This is a genomic window from Nostoc sp. 2RC (genome assembly GCF_014222165.1).
Lineage (GTDB): Bacteria > Cyanobacteriota > Cyanobacteriia > Cyanobacteriales > Nostocaceae > Nostoc > Nostoc linckia.
In genome coordinates this window covers 1-6,956 of the sequence record NZ_JACKZU010000409.1, presented here as the reverse complement: position 1 = coordinate 6,956, position 6,956 = coordinate 1, and the positions used below count along the sequence as shown (strand labels likewise).

General features: G+C 38.5%; 7 protein-coding genes. 1 reads left to right on the top strand and 6 read right to left on the bottom strand.

Features of this window, described 5'->3' with window-relative positions; all coding sequences use genetic code 11:
- Positions 1 to 181 precede the first annotated feature (181 nt).
- Positions 182 to 1,096 (bottom strand): alpha/beta fold hydrolase, encoded by a 915-nt coding sequence (locus GNE10_RS30005; RefSeq protein WP_185569412.1) that lies wholly within the window; start codon positions 1,094 to 1,096, stop codon positions 182 to 184.
- 98 nt (positions 1,097 to 1,194) lie between these two features.
- On the bottom strand, positions 1,195 to 1,635 hold the full coding sequence (locus tag GNE10_RS30000; protein WP_185569411.1) for a SufE family protein: 441 nt from the start codon (positions 1,633 to 1,635) through the stop codon (positions 1,195 to 1,197).
- 396 nt (positions 1,636 to 2,031) lie between these two features.
- Here GNE10_RS30000 and psaK point away from each other — a divergent pair, with 396 nt between their 5' ends.
- Positions 2,032 to 2,292, top strand: a complete 261-nt coding sequence (gene psaK / locus GNE10_RS29995; RefSeq protein ID WP_099070739.1) for a photosystem I reaction center subunit PsaK — start codon at positions 2,032 to 2,034, stop codon at positions 2,290 to 2,292.
- Positions 2,293 to 2,600: 308 nt separating this feature from the next.
- Here the strand turns inward: psaK and GNE10_RS29990 are convergent, their stop codons facing one another.
- From GNE10_RS29990 to hemN, 4 genes are all read right to left on the bottom strand, one after another.
- On the bottom strand, positions 2,601 to 3,341 hold the full coding sequence (locus GNE10_RS29990) for a DUF3891 family protein (RefSeq protein WP_185569410.1): 741 nt from the start codon (positions 3,339 to 3,341) through the stop codon (positions 2,601 to 2,603).
- A 471-nt stretch (positions 3,342 to 3,812) separates the two neighbouring features.
- On the bottom strand, positions 3,813 to 4,505 hold the full coding sequence (locus GNE10_RS29985) for a manganese catalase family protein (RefSeq protein ID WP_099070741.1): 693 nt from the start codon (positions 4,503 to 4,505) through the stop codon (positions 3,813 to 3,815).
- Between the two features lie 179 nt (positions 4,506 to 4,684).
- Positions 4,685 to 4,963, bottom strand: a complete 279-nt coding sequence (locus GNE10_RS29980; RefSeq protein WP_099070742.1) for a GlsB/YeaQ/YmgE family stress response membrane protein — start codon at positions 4,961 to 4,963, stop codon at positions 4,685 to 4,687.
- A 544-nt stretch (positions 4,964 to 5,507) separates the two neighbouring features.
- Positions 5,508 to 6,890, bottom strand: a complete 1,383-nt coding sequence (gene hemN / locus GNE10_RS29975; RefSeq protein ID WP_185569408.1) for an oxygen-independent coproporphyrinogen III oxidase — start codon at positions 6,888 to 6,890, stop codon at positions 5,508 to 5,510.
- Positions 6,891 to 6,956: the final 66 nt, after the last annotated feature.

Below are 6,956 nucleotides of genomic sequence, written 5' to 3'. Positions count from 1 at the left end.
AAACTCTTTCTCCCCCTGCTCCCTGCTCCCTGCCCCCTGCCTTATCCCAACAATAATTATTTACATCGGCCTACTTAGTCTGTCTCATTAGTTCTGAGAGATAAATAAGTTTGTAGTTAGGACTTTAGTCCTTGATTTTTAAGCACTGAAGTGCTTACTACAAACTCATAAAATGATATTTTTAGTTCTCAATTCTGAACAAAAAATTCTCAACTGCTGCTAAAACTTCTGCTGGGTATTCTTCATGCAGTCCTAGAGAACCTGGAGTGATGACGCTTCTTACTCCTGGTAATGCAGTTAAAGCGTTCATTTCTTCTCGTGATTTAGTAGGGCTGGATTCTCCAATTACCACCATCAGTGGTACGGTTAAAGACTGTACGAGTTGGAGAAAATCAGATTGCTGCCTTACAGCATCAAGATTACCAGTTACAAAGGCAGCAGAGGCAAATCTCGCTCCTGGTTGTTGAGTTGTCTGCCATTTCTTCTCGATGAAACTGGGTGTAAGTTTTGTCGTGTCTGTAAAGACATGACGACGGTACATAAAATTTAAGAAAGATGGGGTAGTGTTGAGTTTGTAGAGAGCTTGACCAACTACAGGCGATCGCACTAATTCTCTCACCATACCAGCTATCTGTTGACTAGCGCCCATTGTCGGTAAAGGCCCGCGCCAAGTGGGAGCTAACAACACAATTTTTGAGAACGCCGTTGGCTGTTTCACAGCTAATTTTAAAACGTAAGTACATGCATGACCAGCCGCCATTACAGTAATTGGCGTTTTAAAAATAGCGTTAACAAAATCTTCCAGAAATTGCTGATATATTTCGGGTCGATAATCTAAACTAGGGCGAGAAGATTCCCCAAAACCAGGCCAGTCCACAGCTATAACTTGAAAATTGGGAGCTAACAACCTAGCAAGTTCGCCCATTTCCAAACGCGTTGAAACACTACTAAAAGCGGGTAACAGTAATAGCGGCGAACCTTTACCAAGGGTTTCATAAACAACGCGCAATTGCTGATTTTGCCAATTCCAAAGATATTCTTGAACTACTCCACCAAATCCGACTGCATCAGAGGTAGATAATAAATTGGTTGACATGAGATTAACTTTTCTCCTTTGTCATTTGTGATTAGTCATTAGTCATTAGTTATTAGTCATTAGTTAATAACCAATGCCCAATGCCTAATGCCCACTTATTAATTATTTACATCTAACTTACATTCCAATGCTTTTTTTTGCATTGTTTTAAAAATGTTGTAAAATCCATTGGCACGGGAAGGTGTAAGGCTAACATTTAAACCTGTTTCTTGAATAAAATCTGGGGTAAGTTGCACAATTTCTGTTGGCGTTAGTCCATTTAATCCTTCAACCAAAAGTCCTACTAATCCTTTGGTTAACTGAGAATCAGAATCGCCTTGAAAGACAACTTTACCATCATTCAAGGTTGCTGTGATATAAACTTGAGAAACGCAACCAGGAACTTTGTTATCAGGTAATTTATCAGCTTCTGGGAACTCATTGAGCTTCTGAGCATACCAGATTAGCTGTTCGTAACGTCGCTTCGGCTCAGAAGCGCGTTGAAACCGCTGAACGATTTTAGCAAGTGCAGGTGGCAAAGAATCTAGAGTTGAGGACATAACAGAAGCTAGAAATAATCGCTATCATCTTGAGTGTAAATTATCTTTCGAGCGATGCCTATGCGGGCTGCATCTATGCACGTGTAATCTATGAACTAGTAATTTTGATGCCAAGATATCTGTAGTTTCGATGACATACACTACAGCTTTTACAATTCTTTTCTTGAAATTGTGCTGTTTGTACTCTAGTCAAATTTGAGAGTTTATCGGTGAATCAGAATCGTTCAAATGTACTACTTTGATATTAGCGTCCAAAATACGTAAAGTGGGGCAGATTATATTAAGTAGTGAAAATAAGTGTTAAATATTGATGCAAAATCAGCGATTTGATTGAATTAGCTTCGGGAATTTTCAGATTATATTTTCAATCATTAATAAATTTCAGGAGCAAATCAGGTGTTTACTTCAACGTTACTTGCTGCTGCAACCGCACCCCTGGAATGGAGTCCTTACGTTGGCTTGACCATGATTATCGCCAACATAATTGCCATTGCCTTTGGCAAATCTACCATCAAGTATCCAAATGCAGAACCAAAACTACCATCACCCAATTTCTTTGGTGGTTTTGGCGCACCTGCTTTGTTAGCTACTACCGCCTTTGGTCATATCTTGGGAGTAGGCGCTATTTTAGGACTGCATAACTTGGGTAGACTTTAGGTTCTTGGTCAAGTTAGCTGTTATTTGATGATTTTTTTGTCTCCAGCTTTGAGCCAGATAAGTAATTTTCTGGCTCTTTTTTGATTTATTGCTGAGTTGTAAATATTCTAAGCAATAAGCTGAAAATTTTGGTTTGCTTCCATTGGGAGATGATTTAAGAATTTGGGCGTTGGATTATCACTGGGTTTTATGTCTGGTGTTTCAGAGGGTCAGGCTCAATTCAACCCGGATAATTTTGAGGGCGAACAGCCGTTCGTCAATTTTAAGGGCGAACAGCCGTTCGCCCCTACAGACAAATGCGTAGGTATCTAGGCCTTAACAAATTTCCACTCTAATGTCTTGATGGGGGCTTTTTGTAGTGCTTGAGTGAGTTCGGCGTTGCTTTCAAATTTTATCTGCCAGAGGTGAGAAGTTTCGATGTTGACAGTGAATTTTTCATCTTGGAAAGGCCAGGGTTTAACAAAAACTGACCCATCGCTGCGTTGCATAATATCGTAACGTTGACCGTCAGGGCCTTTGGTGATTTCTAAAAAGCGTTCAGCAGCAGGTAATTCTTGCTTACAGAGGATCAAAGAAAGGCGATCGCACCATTGCATAAATGCGTAAGCTGCATCAACTTCTTCCTTTTCAATACCTAGTTCTTCACGCCAACGTTGTTGATTTTGAAGTTGCTCATCTAAAAGTTTGTCCAATTCTGGAGACTGACCCCGGCTAGGCTCATTTAAACGACTAATATGCATAGAAATTAATAAAGCTACCCACCGTCCACGATAAAGAGCATTCTTAGCCAAATTAGCGGTTTTCGGAAGACCTTCTTCTATATCAGTATCTGTCATCAGAGTGAAGTCTCTTGGCGCACCAGCTTTAGTCAGATTATCGTCTTCCCATTCTTTTTCTAAATCATCGTGATGAGAAATGGCTGCTAGTGTTTCATATAATCGGGCTGGAGCATCTTTACGTCGCCATTGTCCTGCTAGTTGAGCTGCTAACAAAGCATGAGCGCGATGATAAATAATTTCCCAACCGTTTTGAGTTGCGTTAACAATCACAAATGAATCTCCTGCTGGACAGTTTTGATTTAGGGTTTGAATGTTAGTGTGAGTTCTGAATTCATAGGGGCGCACATTTGTGCGCCCCGTCAGGTGTGTACTATAGCAGTCCGATTTGATTAATGAACTGATCTGTATAGGCAGGCAAGAGGCAATAGGGAATAGGCAACAGGGTTATAAAAGAGTAAAGTGTACGGAATTTTGTTCAAAAATCAAATAGGATTCCTATATTGCAATTAATATCAGCAAATATAGGTTGGCAATTATTCAAACCTGAATAACAATATGCCAAAAAATATTTGCTGTTAATAGACCTCTTGCAATCAATTGCTTTTTGGACTTTTGTGGTCAAAGGGATACATCTTTATTGGGGAAAGGGAAAATACCAAACCTTTCCCCCTTTCCCCTTTCCCTTTTCCCGACTTATGCAAGAAGTCTAATCTACTTCTGTTCTAAATCCAAGCGATGGAATTAAGAGTGACTTTCTAGGGGATTTGCAATGTATTTGAATGTTGGCTCAGAATTCCAAGGGCCGCGCTCATCTTTACCATTGCCGTTTGTAGATAGGTTGTAGTAAAGAGCAACAGTTTCATCTGGTTGAATATTACCAAAGAATGGATCTGTTAACTTACCCAGAGAATCTAGAGCTTTCATAAACATCTGGGTATGAGAAATTTCTCGTGTTAAAAGATGGACTAAAGTTTCTTTAGTACCTTCATCAGTTGCCAATTTAATCAACTCTTCGTAAGTCTGACGAGCGCCGGCTTCCGCTGCAATATTGGCTCTTAAATCGCGGACTACATCTCCGCCTTCATTCAAGTAACTTGCAGTCCAAGCATTACCTTGGCTATCTAGAAAATGAGGGCCTATACCTCGTATTGCAAAGAGAGTGCTTTTATAAGCTTCTGTTTGATCGGTATTTTTGGTATGCACTTCGATGAGTTTGCCAACCATTTCTAGATGGCTAAATTCTTCGATCGCAATATCTTGGAGCATATCTTTAATTCCAGCGTTTTCCACATGGAATGATTGAACCCAATATTGCAAAGCTGCACTTAATTCTCCAGTTGCTCCACCAAATTGCTCTAAAAGTAATTGAGCAAAACGAGGGTTTGGTTCCTTAACGTTGACTACATGAATAGGATCTTTTTTGTGAAAGAACATAGATTTAAGCTTCCAAAAAATAAGTTTGACAAAACAAAAGAGATACGCTGGTTTTATTTCCTGTTAGGATTTCCCACATATATTTGGGTAAATTGACATTTCATAGCTTCTCCACTAGAAAACTACGAGAAAATTAAATACCAGTGGTCATTTGATGATTAATAACTGTCGCTTACCAATTAGGCATTACTACTTCTTCTGATTAATCCCCATAGGTAGATAGCAATAATCGCGCCAAGGACAGCTACTAAAATCCCAGGAATAGTTAACCCTGCACCAGCAGCAGTAATTTGTAGAGTTCCGGTTCTTAGCAATGTAAATAAACTTCCACCAACAAAGGCACCAATGATGCCTAAAATCATTGTGGAAAGAATTCCACCGCCTTGATAACCAGGATAAATAGCTTTAGCAATAGCACCTGCTAAAAGTCCTAAAACTACCCAAGCAATAATACTCATAATCGATAATTACCTCATCAATCTGACTTGTATATAAGTTATCAACTTTCAATTCAAAATTCTTTCTATCACATGGGATAAATGCTGAATCCAAAAGTTAGATAAAAGAGGTTGTATCGAGATGACATCAAATGATATTTAGCTTCGATGGCAGAACATAGACCATGAAAGTTTTGTCAGAAAAATGAGTTTATTAACTCCTAAATCTGGATTTTAATCTTACACCTTTCTGGATTATATAATCGGCTAATCGAAAATCATAGATTTTTTTATTTTTCGCCAAAAAATGCTAATTTTAGATGATTTATATCTATCTAAAGATGTAATTTTATTATCTAACTTTTCGGAGATGTAAAGTATAGAAAAAATTATAACCCCGATTTTTTGTAAAAGCCGGGGTTATGAAAAATGCCAAATTTTACAGAGGATCTATTAGCTATTGCCTTCCAGAACTTCCAAGTAAAAAAATATTCCATAGAAGACTGTTGACTGTTAACTGTGAACAGTCAACACCTTAACCAGAATAATTTATTTTTGGAGTTCCCTAAATGGCACGAGAGAATTTTGATTCTCGCGTTCTTGTATGAGTATCAAATATGACGGCAATATTTCTGACTAGCAATCTACCGATGTCTGTAACTTGGATGTGATTTTTTGATAAATTCACCAGTCCATCAGCTACTAGTGGTTTTAACGCTTCTAGTTCTTCAGAGAAATATTCATCAAAACTGATTTGATACTTATCTTCAATGTCTTGCTTATGTAATTGAAAATGAGACATGATAGACATAATAGCATCTCGTCTGATGATATCATTTTGAGTCAGCTTAATACCCTTACTAATAGGTAAGTTACCTGATGCAATTGTCTGATAATAATCCTTTAATTCTTTGTGATTTTGAGCATAGGCATCTTCTAGCATACTGATGGACGTAGCACCAAAACCAAAAAGTTCTGTTTCAGCGTGGGTAGTATAGCCTTGAAAATTCCGCTTGAGAGTGCCATTTTGTTGAGCGATCGCTAATTCATCATTAACTTTAGCAAAATGATCCATACCAATAAATAGATATTGGTTATTGGTCAATTCTTCAATGGTCATCTTGAGAATTTCTAGCTTTTCCTGGGCTGGTGGTAAAGCTTCTTGAGGAATATTTTTTTGCGTCGGTTTCAGCCAAGGCACATAAGCAAAATTAAACACAACAATGCGGTCAGGATCTAATTCCATCGTCTTTTGTAACGTCTCCCGAAAAGTTTCGCGAGTTTGATAAGGTAAACCATAAATTAGGTCTACATTCACACTTTCAAACTTCGCTTCCTTAATCCAACTCATGACATCAAACAACATTTCTTCGGGTTGGATGCGGTTGACAGCAACTTGAACTTGGCTATTGAAGTCTTGAATGCCAAAACTAATGCGATTAAACCCAATTTGTCTGAGAAACAGAATATAGTTTCTATCAATGTAGCGGGGATTAATTTCAATTGAGATTTCTGCTTGGGGGTCAATGTTGAAGTAACGATTGATGTTTTGCCATAAAAGTTCTACTTGGTCGCGTTCCAAATAATTAGGAGTTCCACCACCCCAGTGAATTTGCAGCACTTTTCTTTGTGAATCAATTAAGGCTGCGGTGTTTTTGATATCTTGTACCAAATACTCTAAGTAAGGTTCAGCAATTTTCTTGTTGTTAGAAATTACCGTGTTGCACCCACAAAAGTAGCAAGCACTTTGGCAAAAAGGAATATGGAAATACAAAGAAAGAGGAGTTTTTCGTTGATTCGAGGCAGCGATCGCAGCTTTAAAATCACTTTGGGTGAATGTTTCGTTCAACTCTGTAGCCGGTGGATAGCTAGTATATCTGGGTGCGCGAGTGTCATATTTTTGAATCAAATCCAAATCAAATTTGACACCAGGTAGTAGAAAAACCATTGAGTTACTTTCCAATAAATGTGTGAAGGGATGGGGGGATGAGGAGGATGGGGAGATGGGGAGATG

Bases quoted from the DNA above. Each gene is read 5' to 3' on its own strand.
- GNE10_RS30005 (WP_185569412.1), bottom strand. From the start codon at position 1,096: ATGTCAACCAATTTATTATCTACCTCTGATGCAGTCGGATTTGGTGGA.
- GNE10_RS30000 (WP_185569411.1), bottom strand. From the start codon at position 1,635: ATGTCCTCAACTCTAGATTCTTTGCCACCTGCACTTGCTAAAATCGTT.
- GNE10_RS29985 (WP_099070741.1), bottom strand. From the start codon at position 4,505: ATGTTCTTTCACAAAAAAGATCCTATTCATGTAGTCAACGTTAAGGAA.
- GNE10_RS29980 (WP_099070742.1), bottom strand. From the start codon at position 4,963: ATGAGTATTATTGCTTGGGTAGTTTTAGGACTTTTAGCAGGTGCTATT.
- hemN (WP_185569408.1), bottom strand. From the start codon at position 6,890: ATGGTTTTTCTACTACCTGGTGTCAAATTTGATTTGGATTTGATTCAA.